General features: G+C 66.8%; 17 protein-coding genes. 12 read left to right on the plus strand and 5 right to left on the minus strand.

What is annotated here, in order from left to right; translation table 11 throughout:
• The 7 genes from ACN0V4_RS03240 (at window position 1) to ACN0V4_RS03270 (ending at window position 8,152) form a co-directional block, all read left to right on the plus strand.
• Window positions 1-1,629 carry an aminotransferase class V-fold PLP-dependent enzyme gene (locus tag ACN0V4_RS03240; protein ID WP_417673091.1) on the plus strand — a complete coding sequence of 543 codons (1,629 nt, stop codon included), beginning with the start codon at window positions 1-3 and terminating at the stop codon, window positions 1,627-1,629.
• A complete protein-coding gene (locus tag ACN0V4_RS03245) occupies window positions 1,629-2,933 on the plus strand; it encodes an NAD(P)/FAD-dependent oxidoreductase (protein WP_417673092.1) in 1,305 nt (434 codons plus the stop codon). The genes ACN0V4_RS03240 and ACN0V4_RS03245 overlap by 1 nt, the downstream gene beginning before the upstream one ends.
• Window positions 2,934-2,947: 14 nt before the next feature.
• Window positions 2,948-3,442: an L-2-amino-thiazoline-4-carboxylic acid hydrolase gene (locus ACN0V4_RS03250; protein WP_417673093.1), complete on the plus strand. Its 495-nt coding sequence runs from the start codon at window positions 2,948-2,950 to the stop codon at window positions 3,440-3,442.
• Between the two features lie 3 nt (window positions 3,443-3,445).
• The gene (locus ACN0V4_RS03255; RefSeq protein WP_417673094.1) at window positions 3,446-4,615 is read left to right on the plus strand and encodes a M20 aminoacylase family protein; all 1,170 of its coding nucleotides are present in this window, start codon (window positions 3,446-3,448) and stop codon (window positions 4,613-4,615) included.
• 167 nt (window positions 4,616-4,782) lie between these two features.
• Window positions 4,783-5,613 carry an SDR family oxidoreductase gene (locus tag ACN0V4_RS03260; RefSeq protein ID WP_417673095.1) on the plus strand — a complete coding sequence of 277 codons (831 nt, stop codon included), beginning with the start codon at window positions 4,783-4,785 and terminating at the stop codon, window positions 5,611-5,613.
• 4 nt (window positions 5,614-5,617) lie between these two features.
• Complete coding sequence (locus tag ACN0V4_RS03265; RefSeq protein ID WP_417673096.1) at window positions 5,618-6,550, plus strand: helix-turn-helix domain-containing protein; 933 nt, start codon at window positions 5,618-5,620, stop codon at window positions 6,548-6,550.
• Window positions 6,551-6,760: 210 nt separating this feature from the next.
• Window positions 6,761-8,152, plus strand: a complete 1,392-nt coding sequence (locus ACN0V4_RS03270; RefSeq protein ID WP_417673097.1) for an aspartate aminotransferase family protein — start codon at window positions 6,761-6,763, stop codon at window positions 8,150-8,152.
• Here the strand turns inward: ACN0V4_RS03270 and ACN0V4_RS03275 are convergent.
• The gene (locus tag ACN0V4_RS03275) at window positions 8,035-9,060 is read right to left on the minus strand and encodes a LysR family transcriptional regulator (protein WP_417673098.1); all 1,026 of its coding nucleotides are present in this window, start codon (window positions 9,058-9,060) and stop codon (window positions 8,035-8,037) included. The two genes, ACN0V4_RS03270 and ACN0V4_RS03275, sit on opposite strands and share 118 nt — an antisense overlap.
• 133 nt (window positions 9,061-9,193) lie before the next feature.
• On the opposite strand from ACN0V4_RS03275, the gene ACN0V4_RS03280 reads away from it, so the two are divergent.
• Window positions 9,194-10,594 carry an amidase gene (locus ACN0V4_RS03280; RefSeq protein ID WP_417673099.1) on the plus strand — a complete coding sequence of 467 codons (1,401 nt, stop codon included), beginning with the start codon at window positions 9,194-9,196 and terminating at the stop codon, window positions 10,592-10,594.
• 49 nt (window positions 10,595-10,643) lie between these two features.
• On the opposite strand, the gene ACN0V4_RS03285 is transcribed toward ACN0V4_RS03280, so the two are convergent.
• From ACN0V4_RS03285 to ACN0V4_RS03300, 4 genes are all read right to left on the minus strand, one after another.
• Window positions 10,644-11,678, minus strand: a complete 1,035-nt coding sequence (locus ACN0V4_RS03285) for a C4-dicarboxylate ABC transporter (RefSeq protein ID WP_417673908.1) — start codon at window positions 11,676-11,678, stop codon at window positions 10,644-10,646.
• Between the two features lie 80 nt (window positions 11,679-11,758).
• The gene (locus ACN0V4_RS03290) at window positions 11,759-13,099 is read right to left on the minus strand and encodes a TRAP transporter large permease (RefSeq protein WP_417673100.1); all 1,341 of its coding nucleotides are present in this window, start codon (window positions 13,097-13,099) and stop codon (window positions 11,759-11,761) included.
• The gene (locus tag ACN0V4_RS03295) at window positions 13,096-13,608 is read right to left on the minus strand and encodes a TRAP transporter small permease subunit (protein WP_417673101.1); all 513 of its coding nucleotides are present in this window, start codon (window positions 13,606-13,608) and stop codon (window positions 13,096-13,098) included. Before ACN0V4_RS03295 ends, ACN0V4_RS03290 begins: the two co-directional genes overlap by 4 nt.
• Window positions 13,609-13,636: 28 nt before the next feature.
• On the minus strand, window positions 13,637-14,410 hold the full coding sequence (locus ACN0V4_RS03300) for a DeoR/GlpR family DNA-binding transcription regulator (RefSeq protein ID WP_417673102.1): 774 nt from the start codon (window positions 14,408-14,410) through the stop codon (window positions 13,637-13,639).
• A gap of 153 nt (window positions 14,411-14,563) precedes the next feature.
• Between ACN0V4_RS03300 and ACN0V4_RS03305 the strand changes: the two genes are divergently transcribed.
• The 4 genes from ACN0V4_RS03305 to ACN0V4_RS03320 all read left to right on the plus strand — a co-directional run bounded on the left by ACN0V4_RS03305 (window position 14,564) and on the right by ACN0V4_RS03320 (window position 22,421).
• A complete protein-coding gene (locus tag ACN0V4_RS03305) occupies window positions 14,564-15,922 on the plus strand; it encodes an NAD(P)/FAD-dependent oxidoreductase (RefSeq protein WP_417673103.1) in 1,359 nt (452 codons plus the stop codon).
• On the plus strand, window positions 15,919-17,094 hold the full coding sequence (locus tag ACN0V4_RS03310; protein ID WP_417673104.1) for an NAD(P)/FAD-dependent oxidoreductase: 1,176 nt from the start codon (window positions 15,919-15,921) through the stop codon (window positions 17,092-17,094). The genes ACN0V4_RS03305 and ACN0V4_RS03310 overlap by 4 nt, the downstream gene beginning before the upstream one ends.
• A 10-nt stretch (window positions 17,095-17,104) precedes the next feature.
• Window positions 17,105-18,523 (plus strand): FGGY family carbohydrate kinase, encoded by a 1,419-nt coding sequence (locus ACN0V4_RS03315; RefSeq protein ID WP_417673105.1) that lies wholly within the window; start codon window positions 17,105-17,107, stop codon window positions 18,521-18,523.
• 451 nt (window positions 18,524-18,974) lie between these two features.
• Window positions 18,975-22,421, plus strand: coding sequence for an indolepyruvate ferredoxin oxidoreductase family protein (locus tag ACN0V4_RS03320; RefSeq protein WP_417673106.1), 3,447 nt, complete (start codon window positions 18,975-18,977; stop codon window positions 22,419-22,421).
• Window positions 22,422-22,506: the final 85 nt, after the last annotated feature.

Below are 22,506 nucleotides of genomic sequence, written 5' to 3' on the forward strand. Positions count from 1 at the left end.
ATGTCACTGGAATTCAAAGATATTCGTGGTGCCCTGATCGGCGAAGGCACCGCCATTCCCGGCCCCTTCGGGCCGCGTGCGTTGCTTTATGCCGATTACGTCGCCTCGGGCCGCGCGCTCGCCTTCATCGAGGATGCGATCCGCACCCATGTGTTGCCCTACTATGGCAATACCCATACCGAGACCTCCTTCACCGGCAGGCGCACCACGCAGCTGCGCGAAATGGCGCGCGAGGCGGTGCGCGCGGCGGTCGACGCGGATGACAACCACGCGGTGATCTTCACCGGGGCCGGGGCGACCGGCGCGGTCGACAAGCTGGTGCGGGCGCTGGCGATGATGGGGCTGGAGCAGGGGGCGGTGGTCTTCGTCGGCCCCTATGAGCATCATTCGAACGATCTGCCTTGGCGCGAAAGCGGCGCCACCGTCGTCCGGGTGCCGCTGAACGAGGGGGGGAGCATCTGTCTTGAGACGCTGGAGCGCAAGCTGGCGACCCATGCGGATGCGCCGCTGAAGATCGGCGCCTTCTCGGCCGCTTCCAACGTCACCGGGGTGCTGACCGACCTGCGCGCCATCGCGCGTCTGATGCATGCCCATGGTGGTCTCTGCATCGCCGATTTCGCCGCCGCCGCGCCCTATGTGCCGATCCGCCTGGCCGAAACCGCGCCGGGCGCCGCTGACCGGATCGACGCCGCGGTGCTGTCGCCGCACAAATATCCCGGCGGCCCCGGCGCCTCGGGCGTGCTGGTGGCCGATCGCGGCTTTTTCGCCGGTGCGCGCCCGACGATGGTGGGCGGCGGCACGGTGACCTATGTCACCGCCGAGGGGCATTCCTATGTCACCGATCCAGAACATCGGGAGGAGGGGGGCACGCCCGCCATCGTCGACAACATCCGCGCCGGCATGGTGATGCAGCTCAAGCGCGACATGGACGAGGCGCGGGTGGCGGCGCGGGAAACCACGCTGACCCGCCGTCTGGAAGATGCCCTGCGCGCCATTCCGGGGGTTGAGTTGCTGGGCCCGCGCAACGTGCCGCGTCTGGGCATTTTCTCGTTCAATATCAGGGTGAAGGGGCGGCTTCTTCATCATAACTACGTGGTCGCGCTGTTGAATGATCTGTTCGGCATCCAGGCGCGGGGCGGCTGTTCCTGCGCCGGGCCTTACGGTCATGCGCTGCTGCGGATCGACGGCGCCACCAGTGCGCGGCATGAAGAGGCAGTGCATCACGGCCATACCGCCTTCCGGCCCGGCTGGGCGCGGCTGGGGGTGAACTGGTTCTTCGAGGATGCGGATGTCGATCACATCGCCGCCGCGATCCGCTTCATCGCCGAACATGGGCTTGAGATGCTGCCGCATTACCGGCTGGACCCGACCGAGGGCGTCTGGCGCGCCCGTCCACCGGTCGAGGATGCGCCGCCCTCTTGCCTGTCGGCGCTCTGGTCCGGCGCGGCCGAGATGGACTGCCCGCTGCCCGACTTTGACGCCTGCCTGGCCCAGGCTGCGGCCCTGGCCGGGGCCGCCGCCGGCCTGTCGCCCGCCGATCCGCTTGACCTGCCCGCCGAAGAAGAGGCGCTGCGCTGGTTCTGGCTGCCGCATGAGGCCGCCGCCCTGACAGAAGAAGGAGCCGCCTGATGGGCGAAGCTGTCGAATTCCCGAAATCGCTCTGGGCCGCCACCGCGCCGGAGCGTGCTGTCACGGCCCCGCTCAAGGGCACCGAGGAGACTGATGTCGCGGTGATCGGCGCCGGTTTCACCGGGCTTTCCGCCGCGATCGAGGCGGCCAAGCGCGGCCATGCGGTGACGCTGCTGGAGGGCAAGGCCGCCGGTTGGGGCGCCTCGGGGCGCAACAATGGCCAGGTGATCCCGATCCTGACCAGCGCCGAGCCTGACGTCTGGGTCAGCCGCTATGGCGAGGCCGGCAGGCGGATGGTCAATCTGATCGGCAATTCCGGCGATGTGCTGTTCAACCTGGTGCGCGAATTCGACATGCAGGCCGAGGCGGAGCAGGCAGGCTGGTTCCAGCCGGCGCATACCCCTGGCCGGGTGAAACTGTCGCAAAAGCGGGTCGACGCCTGGCAGCGGTTCGGTTTCCCGGCCGAGCTGAAGGACGCCAGCGAGACGGCAGAGATCCTCGGCACTGATTTCTGGTATGGCGGCATGTACAACCGCACCGGCGGCCATGTGAACCCGCTGGCCTTGGCGCGCGAGATGGCGCGCGCGGCCGAGGGGCTGGGCGTGGTGATCCACGAACAATCCCCGGTCCAGAGCTTTGTCCGCGAGGGCGCCCAATGGGTGATCCGCACCCCTGGCGGCACACTGAAGGCCCGTGCGCTGATCCTTGCCACCAACGCCTATACCGGGGAATTGGCGCCGAAGCTCGCCCCCCGGATCGCCCATTCCATCGTTCCGGTGCTGAGCTGGCAGATGGCGACCCAGCCGGTGAGCGACAATCTGCGCGCCAAGATCCTGCCGGGACGGCAGGCGGTGTCGGACACGCGCGGAGATCTGCGTTTCTTCCGCTATGACGCCCGTAACCGGCTGATCACCGGCGGCGCGGTGATGGGGAATTTCAATGTCGCCAACCGGGTCCGCCAGAAGGCCGCCCGCAATCTGGCCGAGGCGTTTCCCGATCTGGGCCTGCCCGAGATGACCCACGTCTGGTCGGGCTTCATCGGCATGAACTGGGACCGCTTCCCGCGCGTGCACAAGCTGGGTCCGGACGGCTGGGCCTGGATCGGCTGCAACGGGCGCGGCGTGGCGCTTGGCACCTCTCTGGGTCGCGAATTGGCGCGCGCGGTGACCGGCGTGGCGGAACAGGAACTGGCCCTGCCGGTGACCGAGCCGCATCCCTTCCCGCTGCACGGGATCGTGCGTCGGGTCGCCCCCACCTATCTTGCCTGGCTGAAACGCCAGGACCACAAGGAACTGAACCTCTGACAGGAGACCTACTCATGGCTGAAACCGAAGGCATGGATCTCAACGATATCCCGATCCTCCTGCGCCGCAAGATCGAGGCGATGATCCTGAAACACGTGCTTGACGTGATCACCGAACGTTCGGGCCGCGAGGAGGCCGAGGCGGTGATCGGCGCCGCCTGTTCGAAATCCGCCATCGAACAGGGCCAGATGCTGGCCGAGGCGCTGGGGCATGCCCCGGACCTGACCGATTTCGCCGCCATCCAGCCGGCCTGGACCCGCGAGGACGCGCTCAGGATCGAGATGCTGGAAGCCTCCGAGGAGAAGATGGATTTCAACGTCACCCGCTGCCGCTATGCCGAGATGTATCGCGACATGGGGATCGGCGATATCGGCCATCTGCTGTCCTGCAACCGCGATGGCGATTTCTGTATCGGCTATAACCCGGAGATCGAGATGACCCGCACCCAGACCATCATGAAGGGCGCACCCTATTGCGATTTCCGTTACCGCATGAAGAAGGAGGCCTGATCCATGGCCGTTGAGAACTGGGTCGCCAAGGAGGTCGCCACGCTGACCGAATTCCGCCGCGACCTGCACCAGAACCCCGAACTGCTCTATGACGTCACCCGCACTGCCCAGACCGTCGCCGAGGCGCTGCGCGCCGCCGGGGTGGACGAGGTGCACGAGGGCATCGGCAAGACCGGCGTGGTCGGCGTGATCCGCGGGCAGAGCGATACCTCGGGCCGCACCATCGGGCTGCGCGCCGACATGGACGCACTGCCGATCAAGGAAGAGACCGGCAAGCCCTGGGCCTCGCAGATCGAGGGCAAGATGCATGCCTGCGGCCATGACGGGCATACCACCATGCTGCTCGGCGCCGCCAAGCACCTGGCCGAGAGCCGCGCCTTCGACGGCACGGTGATCGTGATCTTCCAGCCCGCCGAAGAGGGCGGCGCCGGGGCGCGGGCGATGATCGAGGACGGCTTGTTCAAACGCTGGCCCTGTGACGAGGTTTACGGCATGCACAACCGGCCGAACCTGCCGCTCGGCCAATTCACCATCGCGCCGGGGCCGATCATGGGCTCGGTCGACGAGGTGAAGATCACCATCACCGGTCGCGGCGGCCATGCGGCGCGCCCGGAACAGACGCTCGACCCGCTGCCGATGGCGGCGGCGCTGCTGCAGGCGGTGCAGACGCTGATTTCGCGCAACAAGGATCCGATCGACAGCGCGGTGATCTCGCTCTGCACCATCCACGCCGGCAATGCCTTCAACGTCATTCCGCAGGCGGTGGAGATGACCGGCACCGTGCGCACCCTGCGCGAAGAGGTGCGCGACATGGTGGAAACCCGGATGCGGGCGATGGTCGAACATATCGCCTTGGCCTTTGGCGGCGAGGGCAAGCTGGAGTATACCCGGCATTACCCGGTGACGGTGAACCACGAGCGCGAAACCGAGCTGGCGGCCAAGGCGGCGCAGGAGGTTGCGGGCGTCGAGAACGTGCATCTCGACATGCCGCAAACCCTGGGGGGCGAGGATTTCTCCTTCATGCTCAACGAGGTGCCGGGCGCGATGATCAACGTCGGCAACGGCCCCTCGGCCGGTCTGCATCACCCGATGTACGACTTCAACGACGAGGTGATCGCCTGGGGCTGTTCCTATTGGACCACGCTGGTCCGCCAGCGGCTGCCGCAAGCGTGACGTTGGCGCGGCGCGGCCGTCGGGGTCGCGCCGCCTGTCGCTTCTGGGCCGGCGGCCGCTGTCTCGGTCGCTTTGGCGCATCTTGAATGTCATTGGCGCGCATTGCTGGTTTCGCGATGGCCTGGCTTCCGTAGATTGGGGCCGAGCAATCGAAGGGAGATGCGGCCATGAAGCGCATTCTGATCACCGGTGCCGCCAGCGGCTTCGGCAAGGGGCTGGCCCTGGCCCTGGCCGCCAAAGGGCACCACGTTATCGCCGCCGTGCAATACCCGCAGCAGCGGACCGAGCTTTTGGCCGAGGCCTGGGCGGCTAATGTCGAGATGGAGATCATCAAGCTCGACATCACCAATCCGCAAGATCGCGCCCGCGCCTTCACCCATGAGATCGACATTCTGGTCAACAACGCTGGCCAGATGCAGGCCGGGCCGGTGGCGGAAATGCCGATGGAGCGGGTGCGCGAGAATTTCGAGGTCAACGTCTTCGGCACTTTGGCGATGATCCAGGGATTCGTTCCGCAGATGGCGGCGCGCCGTGCCGGCAAGATCGTCACCGTCACCTCGATGGGCGGGCTGATCACCGTGCCCTTCGCCGCCGTCTATACCGCCACCAAACACGCGCTCGAAGGGCTGATCGAGGGGCTCAGGACCGAGCTGGCCGAGACCGGGATCGAATTCTGCACCGCCAATCCAGGGATCTTCGGCACCGGTTTCAACGACCGCGGCGCCGAAACGGCGCTGGAATGGTTCGATCCCAAGACCTCGTTGTCGAAATCGCCGATGCTGACGATGTTCGACATGATCGGCGGGGCCGAGCCGATGCCCGGCCAGCTTGATCCGCAGATCATGGTCGACGCGCTGGTCGACATCTGCGAAGCCGAGAACACCAAGTTCCGCAACGTGGTGCCCGCCGAAACCGAGGCCTGGATCAAAATGATGCAGAAACAGGCCTGGATCGCGCATCGGAACGATCCGATCTATCTTGATCCAACGGCGGGGTAAGACGATGACTGAACGGTTTCATCTCGGCCCGGGAACGCTGGCCTATGCGCGGGCGCTGGGGTTCGATATCCCGGCTGGCGGCCATCGGTCGCTGGCGCTGGAGCCGCGCGTCTATTACGGGCTTTTCGCGGCGGCCGAGCCGATGGCGGCCGATCTTTATCAGGGGGTGCTCGATCATTTCGGTTTCGAAACGCTCGATCCCGCGCTGCTGATCGGCCTGTGCAGTGAAAACCTGGCGTCGGCGGCGCTGCGGATCGCGCAGTACAAGCCGCTGATCGGGCCGCTTGGCCTTGACGTCGGTCAGGATAACGGCGGGCTGCAGCTTCGCTTCAGCTGGCCGGAACCGCTGCCGGTGCCGCCGTTGCTGCTGGCGATCGAGACGCTGTTCTGGGTGGCGCTGGCGCGGCGCGGGCCGGTCGTGCCGCAGCCTGCGCTGACGGTGACCTTGCCGGCCTTGCCGCCGGAACGGGGGCTTTTCGAGCAGATCATCGGGACAAGGGTGATGCTGGGGGCGCGGCAGGAAATCGGGTTCTCGGCCCGGGCGGCCTCTGCCCCCTTCTCGTCGCGGCGCGACGATCTGGTCGAGGTGCTGCAACGCAGCCTTTGCGTTGTGGCGACCGACCGCAGTTTCATCACCGCATTGCGCCAGGCGCTGACCTCGGCCTTGCCGGCCGGGCGTGCCACCATCGGCACCATCGCCTCGGACTTGGGGATGAGCCGGCGCACCCTGCAGCGACGGCTGGGCGAGGCTGGCACCAGCTTTCGGCAGGAGCTGACGGCAGTGCGCGCCGCGCTCGATGCGCAGCTCATCGAGGCGCGCGGCCATTCCTCGGCCGAGGCGGCCTTTCTGTTGGGGTTTCGGGACGTGAATTCGCTCTACCGCGCGCGCAAGAGCTGGGACGGCGCCGCCATCCGCGACAAGGCGGCCGCGGAATGACCGCGCTGTCTCGGCGCTTCACCGATGCGCGGGGCGTTCGGCGGTTGCCAGTTTGTTGGTCGGACCACGACCGGGACAGGGGTGGCGCGAATTTTCCGGCGCGGGGATCGGCGCCTTTGGTATAGGTCTGGGGCAGATCGGCATCGCGGGCCGGATTCGGTGAGGATCAGCACCGCGATGGCGTCCGAGACACCATAAGGAAGCCCTGTCATGACCCCGCAGCACAGCCCCGCCCATGATCCCCGCGGACCCTTCGGCCCCCAGGGCGGCCCGATCCAGGTGTTCTACATGCCACCCGAGGCGAAGCGGCGGCCGACGATCTCCCATGCCGAGGGGGTCTATATGTGGGACACCGAGGGCAAGCGCTATTTCGATGCGACCTCGGGGCCGGTGGTCAGCAATATCGGCCATGGCGACAAGGCGGTTCTGGCGGCGATGGCCGAGCAGGCGGCGAAGGTCTGTTTCGCCTCGCGCGCCCTGTTCGAGAACGAGCCGAATATCCTGCTGGCCGATCTGGTGGCGCGACTGGCGGGGCCGGGGCTTGACCGTGCCTTCGTGGTCTCCGGCGGATCGGAGGCGACCGAGGCGGCGATCAAGCTGGCGCGGCAATATGCCGTCGCCCGGGGCGAGCCCGGGCGCTGGAAGGTGCTCGGCCGTGATCCCGGCTATCACGGGGCGACGCTGGGGGCGGCCTCGGTGACCGGCGATCCCGAGACCGACGCGATCTTCGGCCCGGTGATGCAGGTGATGCCGCGAGTGCCCGCACCCTTCACCTATCGGTTGCCTGACAATCACGACGCCGACAGTTATGCCCGCGCCTGCGCCCGCGCGCTGGAGGAGGTCATCCTGGAAGAGGGGCCGGAAACCGTGCTGGCCTTCATCATGGAGCCGGTGGGTGGGCTGGCCACGGGGGCGCTGGTGGCACCCGATCACTATTACACCGCGGTGCGCGAGATCTGCAGCCGCCACGGCGTCCTGCTGATCTTTGACGAGGTGATGAGCGGGGCAGGGCGCACCGGGACTTTCCTGGCCGCCGATCATTGGCCCGATGCGCGGCCCGACATGGTGACGCTCGCCAAGGGGGTGGCAGCGGGCTATACGCCGCTGGGCATGGCGCTGGCCCCGAAAGAGATGGTCGATACCGTGGTCGCCGCCGGTGGCTTTCTGCATGGGCATACCTATTGCGCCAATCCGCTGTCCTGCGCGGTGGGTCATGCGGTGCTGACCCAGGTGGTCGAACGGGATCTGATCGGTAACGCCCGCCATATCGGCGCCCTGCTGCGTCAGCGATTGCTGGCGCTGATGGCGGACAGCCCGGTGGTGGGCGATGTTCGCGGGCTGGGGCTGTTGCAGGCGATCGAGATCGTCGCCGACAAGGGCAGCAAGGCGATCTTTCCGCCCGAGCGCAATGCCATCGGCCGGATTGTCGAACTTGGGATGGAGCGGGGGCTGCTGCTCTACTCCCGGCGCACCGCCAAGGGCCGCTATGGCGAATGGCTGATGATCACCCCGCCGCTGACCCTGACCGAGGCCGAGCTGGACGAGATGATCGAGCTGCTGCGCGACACGCTCGCCGCCTTCGCGGTCGAAACCGGCGCCTGACCCGCCACCAGCAGGCGCCGCACCTGGTCGACCACCCGGCTTGCGGCCGGGGGCAGTTGCAGCCCCTTCAGGGTGACCAGATAGGCCTCGCGCTGAAGCGGCAGCCAATCCTGCTGCAGCGGGCGGAGGCCGGCGGTATCCTCTGCCGACAGGGCGTTGCGGGCCAAGAGGGTGATCAGGTCGCTGCGGCGCAACATCGCGCAGGTGGCGAAAAGCGAACTGGTCTGAACCCGGGCCGACGGCGGCGTCTCGCCGGCCTCGGCGTAAAGGCGGTTCAGCTCGCCCTGCAACCGTGTGCTCATCCGCGGCAGGATCCAGCCATAGGGCGCCAGATCGGCCAAGCGTCGCGGCGGCCGCTGGTGTAGCGGGTGATCCTCGCGGGTGACGATCACCAGATCGTCGACCAGCAGCCGGTGGAAGGCGAGATCGGGATCAAGCGCCGTGGCGTGCCGGTCGGAGCGGACCCAGCCCAGCAGCGCGCAATCGATCTCGCGCGTCTTGATCCAGTCGCAAAGCTCCTGCGTGGTGCCCTCGCGGATGGTATAGCGCACCTCGGGCTGCACTGGCTCCAGCGCGACAAGCGCGTCGGGAAGCGTGCGGGTCAGGAAGGAGGGGCCGGCGCCGATCCGGACGTGGCCGGTCAGCCCCGACCGCATCTCTGACATCAGCTCCTGCGTCTCGGCGACCTCGGCCAGGATTGCCTCGGCGCGGCGGCGCAGGGCGGTGCCGGCATCGGTCAGCGCGATCCCCCGGCCGTTGCGGATATAGAGCTGCACGCAGAGATCGGCCTGCAGTTTGGCCATGGTCTTGGACAGCGCCGGTTGCGAGATCCCCAGCGTCTCGGCCGCCTGGGACAGGTTCATATGCTCGACCACGGCGAGAAAGCAGCGCAGGTGCTGAAGGTTCATATCATAGCCGCTTGGTTATGGATTTTGGGGTCCACGGCCATTGTTCCATAGCCTTTGATCACTTCCAATAGGGGGCATGGCCCTGCCGATGGCGCGGCCGCCGATCTGTTGGTCCCGCATCCCGGAGGTATTGATGAGCGAACTTCACTGGCAACCGGCCTGGCGGCTGAGAGAGCGGATCATCGCGGGCGAGATCACCGCCGAAGAGGTGACGCGGCATCTGCTCGACCGGATCGGGCGGCTTGATGGGAACTTGCACGCCTTTCTCACCCTGGCCGGCGATCAGGCCATCGACGAGGCGCGGGCGGTCGATCGCGCCCTGGCGGCGGGGCAGGTGCCGGGTCCTCTGGCCGGGGTGCCGGTGACGATCAAGGATCAGTTCTTTACCCGCGGGTTGCGCACCACCGGCGGATCGCTGACGTTGAAGGATCACATTCCCGATCACGACAGCATCTATGCCGAACGGATCCGGGCCAGCGGCGGCATCATCCTGGGCAAGACCAATACGCCGGAATTCGGCATGTATTGGCGCACCGTCGGCCATCTGGGCGAGGAATGCCGCAACCCCTGGGACAGCCGCCGCACCTCGGGCGGGTCGAGCGGCGGCGCCGCGGCGGCGCTGGCGGCGGGGTTCGGGCCGCTCGCCATCGGCAGCGATGCGGGCGGCTCGATCCGGTTGCCCTCGGCGCAATGCGGCACCTTCGGGTTGCTGCCCAGCCTCGGCCGGGTGCCGCGCCATGGCGGCTTTGGCTCGACGCTGTTCTTCTCGGCCATCGGGCCGATGGCGCGCGACGTGCGCGATGCGGCGACGCTGTTGCAGGTGATCGCGGCGCCGATGCGGGGCGATCCCTTCTGCCGCACCGATCCGGCGCCCGACTATCTGGCCGGGCTGGAGCAGGGGATCGCGGGCCTGCGGGTCGCCTGGTGGGACAATCGCGCCGCCGCCGATTTCGCCGACCCCGAGGTGTTGCGGGTGGTGCGCGCCGCTGCCGAGCGGGTCACGGATTTCGGTGCGATCCTGCAAGAGGCGCCGGTGGTCCTGGAAACCGACGGGATCGACGAGGCCTGGAAAGTGCTGGATTTCGTCGACCGTCAGGCCAATCTGGGCGAGGCGCTGATGCAGGATGCCGAGCGGGCGGCAGAGCTGACGCCCTATGCGCGCACCCGTTTCGAATGGGCGGCGGGGGTGAGCGGGGTGGACTATTCCCGGGCGCTGCTGCGCCGGGCGCAGTTCATCCGCCATATGGACGAGCTTTTCGCGGAAACCGATCTGATCCTGGCGCCCAGCATCGGCATCACCTCGCCGGTGATCGACCCGAACGATCTGACCCTGCGGATCCCCGCGCTGGTGTCCTATACGCTGCCGGTGAATGTCGCGGGCTATTGCGCCGCGAGCCTGCCTTGCGGCTTTGTCGGCGGTCTTCCGGTCGGCCTTCAGATCATCGGCCGCCCGAATGAAGAGGCGCTGGTCCTGCGGGCCAGCCGCCAGTTCGAAAAGGCGCTGAATTGGGCGGCGCGGCATCCCCAGCTTTGACGCATGGTGCTGCGGCAGGCGGCGTTTCCCGCCTGCCGCAACGGATCGCTCAGCGATAGGGATAGCCGGCCTTTTCCATCACGGCGGCGTATTTCTTGAAGGCCTCGACCACGCGCTTCGGGCGGTCGCCCTGCGCCGCGACCTCGTCCCAGAAGCCTTCGGCGTCCTTGACCACGGTGGCCCATTCCGCCGGCGGGATCGAGGTCAGCTCCATCTTGTCGCCCTCGACGCGCAGCTTGGCCTCGCCGCCCCAGTACCAGACATCGCGATAGTAATGCGATTGGTCGATGGTGATCTTGAACAGTTCCTGCAGGTGCGGCGGCACCTTCTCCCAGCTCTTGGTATTGGCGAAATAGGAGCCGAACCAGGCGCCGGTGATCGAGTTGGTCAGCGCATAGTTGCAGATATCGGCCCAGCCGACCTCATAGGCTTCGGTAAACCCGCACCAGGCCACACCGTCAAGCTCTCCGGTCTGCAGCGCCACCTCGACGTCATCCCACGGGATGGTGACCGGGATCAGACCATAGCGCGACAGGAACTTGCCGGCGGTCGGCACGCCGAAGACGCGCTTGCCCTTCATGTCGGCCAGGCTGCGGATCGGATCCTTGGTGAAGATGTGCAGCGGATCCCAGGCGCCAGTCGACAGCCAGGTCACATTGTCGACCTCGTCATAGGCTTCCTGCCAGATCTCCTGCAGGCCGTAGTATTTGAACAGCGCCGGCACATCGAGCGAATAGCGGGTGGCAAAGGGGAAATAGCCGCCGAAGACCGCGATATCGACCGGCGCGTTCATCGAGGCCTCATCCGACTGAACCGCGTCGATCACCCCCGATTGCAGCGCCCGGAACAGCTCGCCCGTCGGTACGAGCTGGTCGGCGTAATAGAGTTCGATCTCCATCTCGCCGTTGGCGGCGGTGTTGAAGGCCTCGATCTGCGGCTTGATCACATGGGCGCCGAGCGGCGCACCGGAATAGGTCTGCAGCCGCCACTTGATCGGGCTGGTCTGCGCCACCACCGCCGGTGCGGCCAGGGTCGAGGCCGCGCCGATGGCGGAACCGGCAAGGAATTTCCGGCGCGATGTCAGGATTTTCTCTGACGGCGATTTCTTGGAACTATCAGTCATGAAAGACCTCACTGTCGGATGGTTATGATTGGTCGAGGTGATCAGTTCCGCACAGTCTCGGGCAGCCAGAGGGCGATCTGCGGGAACAGCATTACCAGCGCGATGGTCAGCGTCATCATGGCGACGAAGGGCCAGATCGACCGGTAGATGTCGGGAAGGGTGATTTCCTTGGGCGCCATGGCGCGCATCAGGAAGAGGTTATAGCCGAAGGGCGGGGTGATATAGGCGATCTGGCAGGTCATGGTATAGAGCACCCCGAACCAGATCAGCTGGGTGCTGCCGCTGCCGAAGCCCAGATCCAGCGTCTTGACCAGCGGCACGTAAAGCGGCGCCACGATCACCAGCATGGCGGTGTCGTCCAGGAACATCCCCATCACGATGAACGAGAGCTGCATCATGATGATCACCTGCCAGGGGCCAAGCTCCCAGCGGTTCAGGAACAGGTTCTCGATTGCGCGCACCGCGCCGATGCCGTCGAAGACCGCCCCGAAGGCCAGCGCCGCCAGGATCAGCCAGAGGAACATGGAGGAAACCCCGAGCGTCTTGCGCGCGGTCTCGTTCATCAGCTTCCAGGTGAACCGCCGCTTGGCGATCGCCGCCAGCGTCGCCGCTGTCGCCCCCACGGCCGAGCTTTCGACCAGGCTGGTATAGCCCATGATGAACAGCCCGGTCATCGCGAAGAAGATCAGGAAGGGGATGATGCCGGCGCGCAGAAGCTTCAGCTTCTCGGACAACGGCATGTTCATCTCCTCGTCCGACACCACCGGGGCGAGCGAGGGGTTCAACTTGGCGCGGATCAGCACATAGAGGATGAACATGCCCGCCATCAGCAGCCCGGGGACCACCCCGGCGAGCCAGAGCTGCGACACCGGCTGGCGCGCGATCATGCCGTAAAGCACCATCACCACCGAGGGGGGCACCAAGATGCCCAGCGACGATCCGCCCTGCACCACGCCGGTGATCAGCGCCTTATCATAGCCACGCCGCAGCATCTCGGGCAGGGCGATGGTGGCACCGATCGCCATGCCGGCGACCGACAGCCCGTTCATCGCCGAGATGATCACCATCAGAAAGATCGTCCCGATGGCAAGCCCGCCGCCGACCCGGCCGAACCAGACATGCAGCATCTTGTAGAGATCTTCGGCGATCCCGGCCTCGGACAGCACATAGCCCATGTAGATGAACAGGGGCAGCGTCAGCATCGGGAACCAGTTGAACAGCTTGAAGGCCGCCGAGAAGGGGATCTCGATCCCACCGGTGCCATAGAGCAGCAGCACCATGGCCGAGCCGACGAAACCGATGGCGCCGAACACGCGCTGGCCGGTCAGAAGCAGCACCATCATGGTGCCGAACATGGTGAGCGCGATCAGTTCCGGGCTCATTCCAGGGCCTCCCCGCGCAGCACGGCGGCGTGTTTGAAGAATTCCGAAATGGTTTGCAGGATCATCAGCACGATGCAGGCGACCATCAGCGACTTGATCGGGATCATCGAGGGGTTCCACATCGAGAACCGCCGCTCATGGGTCTGGATCGCGTATTCGAGCGAGGAGACCGAGCCGATCAGCAGCACCACCAGATAGAACAGAAGGCAAGCCGAGGTGATCATGTCGAGCCGGTGCTTGCCGCGCTCCGACAGCTTCTCGAACAGCAGATCCATGCGCACATGGTCGCCGTCCTTCATCGTCTTGGCGCCGCCCATGAAATAATAGGCCGCCAGGGTGAACTGGGCCGCCTCGATGCACCAGTGCAGCGGGATGTCGATGACATTGCGCGTCACCGCATCCAGCAGCAGGATCCCCACCATCAGGAAGATCAGATACATGGCGACCACCCCGACATAGTCGGATATCCGGTCGATGATACGCACATAGGCCTGGATCGCTTTCGGCATCCTGTCCTTCGCCTTTCGTTTATGTCCCTCAGGGCATCGCGACGCCCGCCGCGCCCAGGGCGCGGACAAGCTCCGGATCCGGTTGCTTTGCCCCCAGCAGCGTTTGAAACTCGTCCAGCCGGCAAACATGAAACGCGGCGCGCCGGCCGATTTTTGACGGGGCGGTCAAAAAAGTGACGGCCCGCGAATATCTGATCATGTTGCGGGCGATTTCGGCCTCGTCGGGGTCGGCGTCGGTCACCCCGGCTTGCGGGTCGATCCCGGCCAGCGTCAGGATCGCGTGATCGGCGCGAAAGCGGCCGATCTGTTCGATCACCATCGGCCCCACCGTCTGGCTATTGCCGCGGGTGAAGGCACCGCCCAGCAGGAACACCCGGGTCTTGCCGCCCTGCGACAGGCTTTCGGCATTGGCCAGCGAATTGGTGATCACCGTCAGCCCGTCGATCTCGCGCAGCACCGGGCAGGCCAGCAGCGTCGTCGATCCGGTGTCGAGAAAGATCGTCTCGCCCGGTTGGACGAGCAGGGGCAGCTTGGCGGCGATCGCCTCCTTGGCCTCGCGCTCCTCTTCCATCCGCGCCTCGAAGGAGGCCTCGACATGCAGCCTTTGCCGCTCCGACAGCGACCGGGCGCCGCCATGGACCTTGCGCAGCCGCCCCTCGTCTTCAAGCCGGGTCAGGTCGCGACGCACGGTTTCGACCGAGACGTCGAAGCGTTCGGACAGGGCATCGACGCTCAATTCTCCCGCCTGAGCGACGAGAGAGACAATCTCTTCCCTGCGATCCTTGCTTTTCAAAACCGACATCCGGGTCTCCTGTTCGGGTCTATTCGCCCAATGATCGGGCATCAGGTCAAACATAATGTGACCGTTCGGGCAATATTTTTCGCAATAGTTGACTGATCGGGCAAAATTTGATCAGGGAACAGGCAGAGCTGTTCGCAATGGAAGGCAGAGCCCATGCAGACCCCCTATGACATCGCGGTGATCGGCGCCGGGGTGATCGGTTGCGCCATCGCGCGGCGGCTCACGCTCGACGGCGCGCGCGTCGTGGTGCTGGAAAAGGCGCCCGACATTCTGGACGGGGCGTCCAAGGCCAATTCGGCGATTTTGCACACCGGTTTTGATGCGCCCGAAGGATCGCTGGAATTGCGTTGCGTGCAGGAGGGCTATCGCGAATACGAAGCGATCCGCAGCCAGTTGAACCTGCCGCTCGACCGCTGCGGCGCGCTGGTGCTGGCCTGGAGCGAGGAGCAGGAGGCGCGGCTGCCGGCGCTGATCGCCCAAGCCCATGCCAATGGCGTCGATGATGTCGCGCCGCTGTCGCGGGCCGAGACGCTGGCGCTGGAGCCGAACCTGGCCCCCAGCCTGCGCGCCGCCTTCCGGGTGCCGCGCGAAAGCCTGATCGACCCATGGTCGGCGCCGCATGCCTATCTGTTGCAGGCGCTGCTGAACGGGGCTGAGCTGCGGCGCGATTGCGCTGTCACCGGCGGGGGCTTCGACGGGCAGCTCTGGCGGCTGGAGACCGCACAGGGGGCGATCAATGCCCGCTATGTCATCAATGCCGCCGGCCTCTATGGCGACCGGATCGACGCGCTGTTGCTGGGGTCGACCGCCTTCACCATCCGCCCGCGCAAGGGGCAGTTCGTGGTCTATGACAAATCCGCCGCCCGGCTGGCCCGCCATATCCTGCTGCCGGTGCCGACCGACAAGACCAAGGGCATCGTGGTCTGCCGCACCATCTGGGGCAACCTGCTGGTCGGCCCCACCGCCGAGGATCAGGATGATCGCACCACCGCCGATCTCGACACGCCGACGCTGGAGATGCTGAAGCAGAAGGGGGCCGAGATTCTGCCGGCCCTGGCGGGGGAGGAGGTGACGACGATCTATGCCGGTCTGCGTCCCGCCTGCGAATACAAGGATTATCAGATCAAGGCGCATGAGGGCCGCAACATGGTGACGGTGGGGGCGATCCGGTCGACCGGGCTCAGCTCCTCGCTCGGGACGGCGGCGCATGTGGCGCGGCTGGTGGCCGGGCTGGGGTTCGGCGCGACGCCGCTGGAGACGCCGGAGGTGCCCCATATGGCGATGCTCGCCGAGGAGGAGGCGCGCGACTGGCAATGCTCCGGCAATGGCGGCATGCTCTGCCATTGCGAACGCGTCACCCTGCGCGAGGCCGAAGCCGCGCTGACAGGTCCGCTCGCCCCCAACAGCTTCGCCGGGTTCAAACGCCGCACCCGCGCCACCATGGGCCGCTGCCAGGGCTTTTATTGCGGTCAGGCGGTGCAGGATCTGCTGAACGGGAGGGCCAAGGCATGAGTGCATTGCCCGATATCTGCGACGTGCTGATCGTCGGTGCCGGCCCGGCGGGCCTGTCGGCGGCGAAGGAGCTGAAGCTGCGGGGCGTCGCTTCGGTCCAGGTGATCGAGCGCGAGGCCGAAGCGGGCGGCATTCCGCGCCATTGCCTGCATTCGCCCTATGGCATGCGCGAATGGGGCCGGGTGATGTCCGGCCCCGCCTATGCCCGCCGCCTGGTGGCCGAGGCCAAGGCCGCCGGGGCCGATATCCACACTGCCACCACGGTCACCGCCCTGTTGCCCGGCGGCGTGGTCGAACTGTCGACGGCCGAGGGGCTGCGCAGGATCGCCGCTCGGGCGGTTCTCTTGGCCATGGGCGCGCGGGAAACCCCGCGGGCGGCGCGGCTGATCGGCGGCACCAAGCCCGGCGGGGTGATGAATACCGCCACGCTGCAGGAATTCGCCGCCTTTTCTCATCACCGCCCGTTCCGGCGCCCGGTGGTGCTGGGGAGCGAGCTGGTCTCCTTCTCGGCCCTTCTGACCTGCCGCAGTCTGGGGATCAGGCCGGTGGCGTTGATCGAACCCGGGGCGCGGATCACCGCCCGGGCGCCGATGGCGGCGCTGCCGCCACTGCTGGGCGTGCCGCTCTGGCGCAACACGCAGGTACTGGCGATCCACGGGCAATCGCAGGTCAGCGGCATCACGGTGGAAAGCGGCGGCAAGACGCGTGAGGTCGCTTGCGACGGGGTGATCGTCACCGGCGGCTTTCGGCCGGAAAACGCGCTCTTGCGCGCCGCAGGTCTGGCGGTGGACCCCGGCAGCCTCGGCCCCGAGATCGACCAGTTCGGTCGCCTCTCCGATCCCAGCTATTTCGCCGCCGGCAACCTGCTGCGCGGGATCGAGACCGCCGGCTGGTGTGGTCGTGAAGGGCGCCGGGTGGCGCGGGCCATCGCGCAGGCGCTGGCGGGGCAATTGCCCGACCCGGCATTGGCGCGGTCGATTGCGCCGGGTGCTGGCCCGCTGGCCTTCGCCCTGCCGCAACGGCTGGTGCCCGGTGGGCCGGCTCCGGCCTTCGACCGGCTGCAGGCGCGGCTGAGTGTGCCATATCGCGGGCAGGTTTCGCTGGGGGGCGAAACCGCCCATATCGCCTCGCGTCCGGAACGGCGTATCCTGCTGAAACTGCCCGAGACCTGAGCCCCCGCTGATGAAGATCCTGTCCATCGACCAGAGCACCACCTCGACCTCGGCCTTCCTGTTCTCGGACGGGGCCGAGCCGGAGCTGCTGTTCGCCCGCGATCACCGCCAGATCTATCCGCGCGACGGCTGGGTCGAACATGATCCGGCCGAACTGCTGGCCAACCTGCGTGCGGCGCTGGCTGCGGGGCGCGCGGCGGGGGCCGAGGCCTGGGGGATCGCCAATCAGGGTGAAAGCTGCCTGGCCTGGGACGGCGAGACCAAGGCGCCGATCTCGCCGGTGATCGTCTGGCAGGACCGGCGCACCGAGATGGAGTGTGCCACCCTGGTCGCTGCCGGGCAGGGGGCGCTTCTGCGCGACCGGGCCGGGCTGTTGCTGTCGCCCTATTTCTCGGCCTCCAAGCTCGGCTGGTGCCTGCGGAACCTGCCCGAGGCGCGGGCGCTGTTGGCTGAGGGCCGGCTGCGGCTGGGCACCACCGACGCCTTCTTTCGCGATGTGCTGACCGGGCGGTTCGAAACCGATGTCGCCACCGCCTCGCGCACCGCGCTGATGAACCTGCGGAGCCTTGAGTGGGATCCCGATCTCTGCGCCCTGTTCGGCGTACCGATGGGCTGCCTGCCCAGGATCACCGATTGCAATGGTGATCTGGGTCGGGCCGAGGGCCTGCCGCTCTGCGCCAGCATCGTCGACCAGCAGGCGGCGCTGTTCGGCCATGGCCTGCGCCGGGCGGGGGAGACCAAGATCACCGTCGGCACCGGCGCCTTTGCCCTGACCCTGACGGGAGAGACGCCGCCCGCCGCCGACAGCGCCGCGCTGCCCACCGTCGCCTGGCGCCTGGCGGGCGAGGCCGCGCAATATGCGCTCGATGGTGGGGTGTTCACCGCCTCCTCCGCGCTGAACTGGGCGCGGGGGCTGGGGTTGTTCGACAGCTATGCCGAGCTTGACGCTCTCGGCGATACCCCGATGATCGACCGTGGCCTGGTCTTCGTGCCGGCGCTTTCCGGGCTTGGTTGCCCGCATTGGGATGCCGAGGCCAAGGGCGGCTGGCTGGGGCTGACCCTGAACACCAGCGCCCACCAGATGGTGCAGGCGGTCCTTGAGGGCATCGCCCTGCGCATCGCCGAGGTCCTGACCGAGATCGAGGCGCAATGTCCGATCAGCGGCCCGATCGGGCTGGACGGCGGGGTGACGCAGAACCGCTGGTTCTGCCAGTTCCTGGCCGATGTGACCGGCAAGCCCTTCGCGCTGTCGGGCTACGCCGATCGCACTGCCCTGGGGGCGGCGCAGCTGGTGGCGCTCTCTGGCGGCGACGCGCTGGAGGTCGCGCTGGACCGGACGCTCATCGCGCCGGGGCGGGATGGCCGCGCGGCAAATGCCCGGTTCGGGCTGGCCCGTCAGCTTGTCCAGGGCTGGAAAGGCGCCTGCTGAGCCCGGCTGATCCCCGGCTGTCATGGTGATTTTCCCGGCGGAAAGGCGGCGCAGGCTCCATGCGCGGCGATGCGATGGCAGGGCGGATGTGTCCTGTGGCGGGCAGGCCGGCAAACCTTCTCGCCGTCAATACCGCCGCCGCCTTTCAATTGCGATTTCTCGATTGTGCTGGCGGTTGGCGGAGGCGGATGCGCCCGGCGCGATCCCTTCATCCGTGGTGAAGATTCAGAGTTGATCTCAATTTAAAATCCAATAGTGTATTCACTATTGGAGTGAGGGGGCCTGTTTCGAACTTCAGAACCTTGTTGGCCGTCAGCGCGCCTGTGGCCTTCCGGCTGCGCCCGCTGTGATCCCGCGCGCGAGGATGGCGCAGCGCAGCCATGCCGGGCGTCAGCTCGAAATCCCCCCGTTTCCTTGAAACGACGCAGACCGCCATGGAAGGAGCCCGCCGATGACATTGATGCCGGTCGATCTCAACGACAAATACGACCTGAACAAAACCCGGGTCTATATCACCGGGACGCAGGCGCTGATCCGCCTGTGCCTGACCCAGAGCTGGCTGGACCGCAAGGCCGGGTTGAACACCGCCGGTTACGTGACCGGCTATCGCGGCTCGCCGCTTGGCGGGCTCGATGCACAATTCCCGCGCGCGGCCAAGCAGCTTGCTGCCGCGCAGGTGATCTTCGAACCCGGGTTGAACGAGGATCTGGCTGCCACCGCGCTCTGGGGCAGCCAGCAGGCCGAGATGCGGGGCGAGGGGAAATACGACGGTGTCTTCGGAATGTGGTACGGGAAGGGGCCGGGGGTGGACCGCACCGGCGACGTGTTCCGCCACGCCAATCTGGCGGGCAGTTCCTCGAACGGCGGGGTGCTGGTGCTGATGGGGGACGATCATACCTGCGAAAGCTCCACCACCTGCCACCAGAGCGAATACGCGCTGATGGACGCGATGATCCCGGTGCTGAACCCCGCCAACCTGCAGGAAATCCTGGATTATGGCCTGCATGGCTGGGCGCTGTCGCGCTATGCCGGCACCTGGGCCGGGCTGAAGCTGGTCAAGGACAACGTGGAATCCACCGCCTCGATCGTGGCGGACCCGGCGGCCTTCCGGTCGGTCCTGCCGGTGGATCATGAGTTGCCCGAGGGTGGGTTGAACATCCGTCCCGGCGACATGCCGCAGGATCAGGAGGTGCGGCTGCACCGGCACAAGCTGAACGCGGTGCGCGCCTATGTCCGCGCCAACGGGCTCGACCGGGTGATCCTGTCGGGCGGCGCCAAGCCCCGGATCGGCATCGTATCGACCGGCAAATCCTATATGGATGTGCTCTCGGCTCTGGCCGAGCTCGGGATCAATCAGGCACGGGCCGAGGCGCTTGGCCTGTCGCTTTACAAGGTCGCCATGCCCTGGCCGCTGGAGCCGCGGGGGATTGCGGAGTTCGCCAAGGGGCTCGATCAGCTCATCGTGGTGGAGGAAAAGCGCGGGCTGATGGAGGATCAGATCCGGTCGCAGCTCTTCGGGTTGGAGGGCGCGCCGGGTTCGATCATCGGCAAGCAGGACGAGACGGGGGCGACGCTGTTTCAGGCGGAGCTGGCGCTGAACCCGATGCAGATCGCCGAGGCCGTGGGGCTCCGGCTGGCCGCCACCACCGGCGACGCCGAGGTCGCCGCCCATACCGCATCGGTGCGTGACCGTCTGGGGGCGGACCGCGAAAGCCTCGCCATCCAGCGCAAGCCCTATTTCTGCGCCGGTTGCCCGCATAACACCTCGACCCGTCTGCCCGAGGGCGCGCGCGGTTATGCCGGGATCGGCTGCCATTGGATGAGCCAGATGATGGGCCGCAACGTTGACGGTTATACCCATATGGGCGGTGAGGGCGCCAACTGGATCGGAGAGGCGCATTTCTCCACCCGCAAGCATATGTTCCAGAACCTGGGCGACGGCACATATAACCATTCGGGCCTGATGGCGATCCGGGCGGCGGTCGCGGCCAAGACCACGATCACCTACAAGATCCTCTTTAATGACACCGTCGCGATGACCGGCGGGCAGGATCACGAGGGCGAACTGAGCCCGCATCGCATCGCCGCCGAGGTCAAGGCGGCCGGCGTGACGCGGCTGGCCTTCATGTCGGACCGGCCGGATCTCTATACCGCCGCGGACTTCCCGCCGGGCACCAGCATCGACCACCGTGACGATCTGATCCGGGTGCAGAAGGAGCTGGCGCAGATCGACGGCGTCACCGTGCTGCTTTACGAACAGACCTGCGCCGCAGAAAAGCGCCGCCGTCGCAAGCGCGGCAAGATGGAGGACCCCGACCGCCGGGTCTTTATCAACCCCGCCGTCTGCGAAGGCTGCGGCGATTGCGGAGTGAAATCCAACTGCGTCGCGGTGCTGCCGCTGGAAACCGAATTCGGACGCAAGCGGACCATCGACCAGTCGGCCTGCAACAAGGATTTCTCCTGCGTCAAAGGTTTCTGCCCTTCCTTCGTGTCTGTCATGGGTGGCAGGCTGCGCAAACCCAAGGCGCAGGGGGGAGAGCTGCCGCCGCTGGCCGAGCCAAAGCGCCTGGTCGGGCTGGATCATCCCTTTGCCATCGCCCTGACCGGGGTGGGGGGCACCGGGGTTGTCACCATCGGCGCGCTTCTGGGGATGGCCGCGCATGTCGAGGGCAGGGGCTGCGGCATCATCGACATGACCGGCATGGCACAGAAGGGCGGCGCCGTGACCTCGCATATCATGCTGGCCGAGGATCCGGCGCAGATCGGTGCCATCCGTATCCCGCCGGGCAAGGCCGATCTGGTGCTGGGCTGCGATCTGGTGGTCAGCGCCTCGGATCAACTGGTCAAGATGGTCAAACCGGGCGAGGCGCATCTGGTGGTCAACACCCATGAGATGATGACCGGCGATTTCACCCGCGACGCCGATTTCCGCCTGCCGGTGACCCTGATGGAGGCGCGGCTGAAGGCGGCGGTGCCCGCAGGCGCCTCGGTCTTCGTCAACGCCACCCGGCTGGGGACTGCGCTGATGGGCGACAGCATCGCCGCCAACCTCTTCATGCTGGGGGTGGCCTATCAGAAGGGGCTGATCCCGCTGTCGGCGGACGCGATCGAACAGGCGATCGAATTGAACGGCGCCGCGATCCCCTTCAACCTGCAAAGCTTTGCCTGGGGCCGGATGTGGGTGCAGGACCGCGACTATGTCGAAAGCCGGGGGAAGGTGGCGCCGGTGATCCACCCCGAGGAACAGCCGCTGGACGAGCTGATCGCCCATCGCGTCGCCGATCTGACCGCCTATCAGAACGCCCGCTATGCCGCGCGCTACAAGGCGCTGGTGGATCGGGTGGCGGCGGCCGATCCGCGCGGCGACAAGACGCTGACCCGGGCGGTGGCGCGGGCGGCGTACAAGCTGATGGCCTATAAGGATGAATACGAGGTCGGCCGGCTTTACAGCGATGGCCGTTTCGCCAGGGCGCTGGCCGAGCAGTTCGAGGGGGATTTCACCCTGAAGCTGCATTTGGCGCCACCGATCTTCAGCAAGCGCGACGCGGACACCGGCCATCTGCTGAAACGCGACTTCGGTCCCTGGGTGCTCAAGCTGATGCCGCTTCTGGCGCGGATGAAGTGGCTGCGGGGCACCGCGCTGGACCTCTTCGGCAAGACCGAGGAGCGCCGGATGGAGCGCGCCCTGATCGAGGAGTATTTCCAGACGGTGGACCGCATCCTGACCGACCTGTCACAGGCCGATTACAGCCGCGCCGTGGCGCTGGCCGCCCTGCCTGAGCAGATCCGCGGTTTCGGTCATGTGAAGGAAGCCAATGCCGCCACCGCCGCCCGGACGCGGGCGGAGCTGCTGGCGCATCTCAAGGCCGGACCGGCCCCCGTCCGCAGGGCCAGCTAAGGCCGCAAGAGCCGGGCCGGGGCGAGGATTTCATGATCCTCGGCCCGGTACCGCATCCCCATCGGCCGTTCCGCCGCCTGGCCCA

This window comes from Pseudodonghicola sp. (assembly GCF_048268305.1).
GTDB lineage: Bacteria > Pseudomonadota > Alphaproteobacteria > Rhodobacterales > Rhodobacteraceae > Pseudodonghicola.

Bases quoted from the DNA above. Each gene is read 5' to 3' on its own strand.
- ACN0V4_RS03260 (WP_417673095.1), top strand. From the start codon at position 4,783: ATGAAGCGCATTCTGATCACCGGTGCCGCCAGCGGCTTCGGCAAGGGG.
- ACN0V4_RS03295 (WP_417673101.1), bottom strand. From the start codon at position 13,608: ATGCCGAAAGCGATCCAGGCCTATGTGCGTATCATCGACCGGATATCC.
- ACN0V4_RS03265 (WP_417673096.1), top strand. From the start codon at position 5,618: ATGACTGAACGGTTTCATCTCGGCCCGGGAACGCTGGCCTATGCGCGG.
- ACN0V4_RS03315 (WP_417673105.1), top strand. From the start codon at position 17,105: ATGAAGATCCTGTCCATCGACCAGAGCACCACCTCGACCTCGGCCTTC.
- ACN0V4_RS03280 (WP_417673099.1), top strand. From the start codon at position 9,194: ATGAGCGAACTTCACTGGCAACCGGCCTGGCGGCTGAGAGAGCGGATC.
- ACN0V4_RS03305 (WP_417673103.1), top strand. From the start codon at position 14,564: ATGCAGACCCCCTATGACATCGCGGTGATCGGCGCCGGGGTGATCGGT.
- ACN0V4_RS03320 (WP_417673106.1), top strand. From the start codon at position 18,975: ATGACATTGATGCCGGTCGATCTCAACGACAAATACGACCTGAACAAA.
- ACN0V4_RS03245 (WP_417673092.1), top strand. From the start codon at position 1,629: ATGGGCGAAGCTGTCGAATTCCCGAAATCGCTCTGGGCCGCCACCGCG.
- ACN0V4_RS03300 (WP_417673102.1), bottom strand. From the start codon at position 14,410: ATGTCGGTTTTGAAAAGCAAGGATCGCAGGGAAGAGATTGTCTCTCTC.
- ACN0V4_RS03275 (WP_417673098.1), bottom strand. From the start codon at position 9,060: ATGAACCTTCAGCACCTGCGCTGCTTTCTCGCCGTGGTCGAGCATATG.
- ACN0V4_RS03270 (WP_417673097.1), top strand. From the start codon at position 6,761: ATGACCCCGCAGCACAGCCCCGCCCATGATCCCCGCGGACCCTTCGGC.
- ACN0V4_RS03255 (WP_417673094.1), top strand. From the start codon at position 3,446: ATGGCCGTTGAGAACTGGGTCGCCAAGGAGGTCGCCACGCTGACCGAA.
- ACN0V4_RS03310 (WP_417673104.1), top strand. From the start codon at position 15,919: ATGAGTGCATTGCCCGATATCTGCGACGTGCTGATCGTCGGTGCCGGC.
- ACN0V4_RS03240 (WP_417673091.1), top strand. From the start codon at position 1: ATGTCACTGGAATTCAAAGATATTCGTGGTGCCCTGATCGGCGAAGGC.
- ACN0V4_RS03290 (WP_417673100.1), bottom strand. From the start codon at position 13,099: ATGAGCCCGGAACTGATCGCGCTCACCATGTTCGGCACCATGATGGTG.
- ACN0V4_RS03250 (WP_417673093.1), top strand. From the start codon at position 2,948: ATGGCTGAAACCGAAGGCATGGATCTCAACGATATCCCGATCCTCCTG.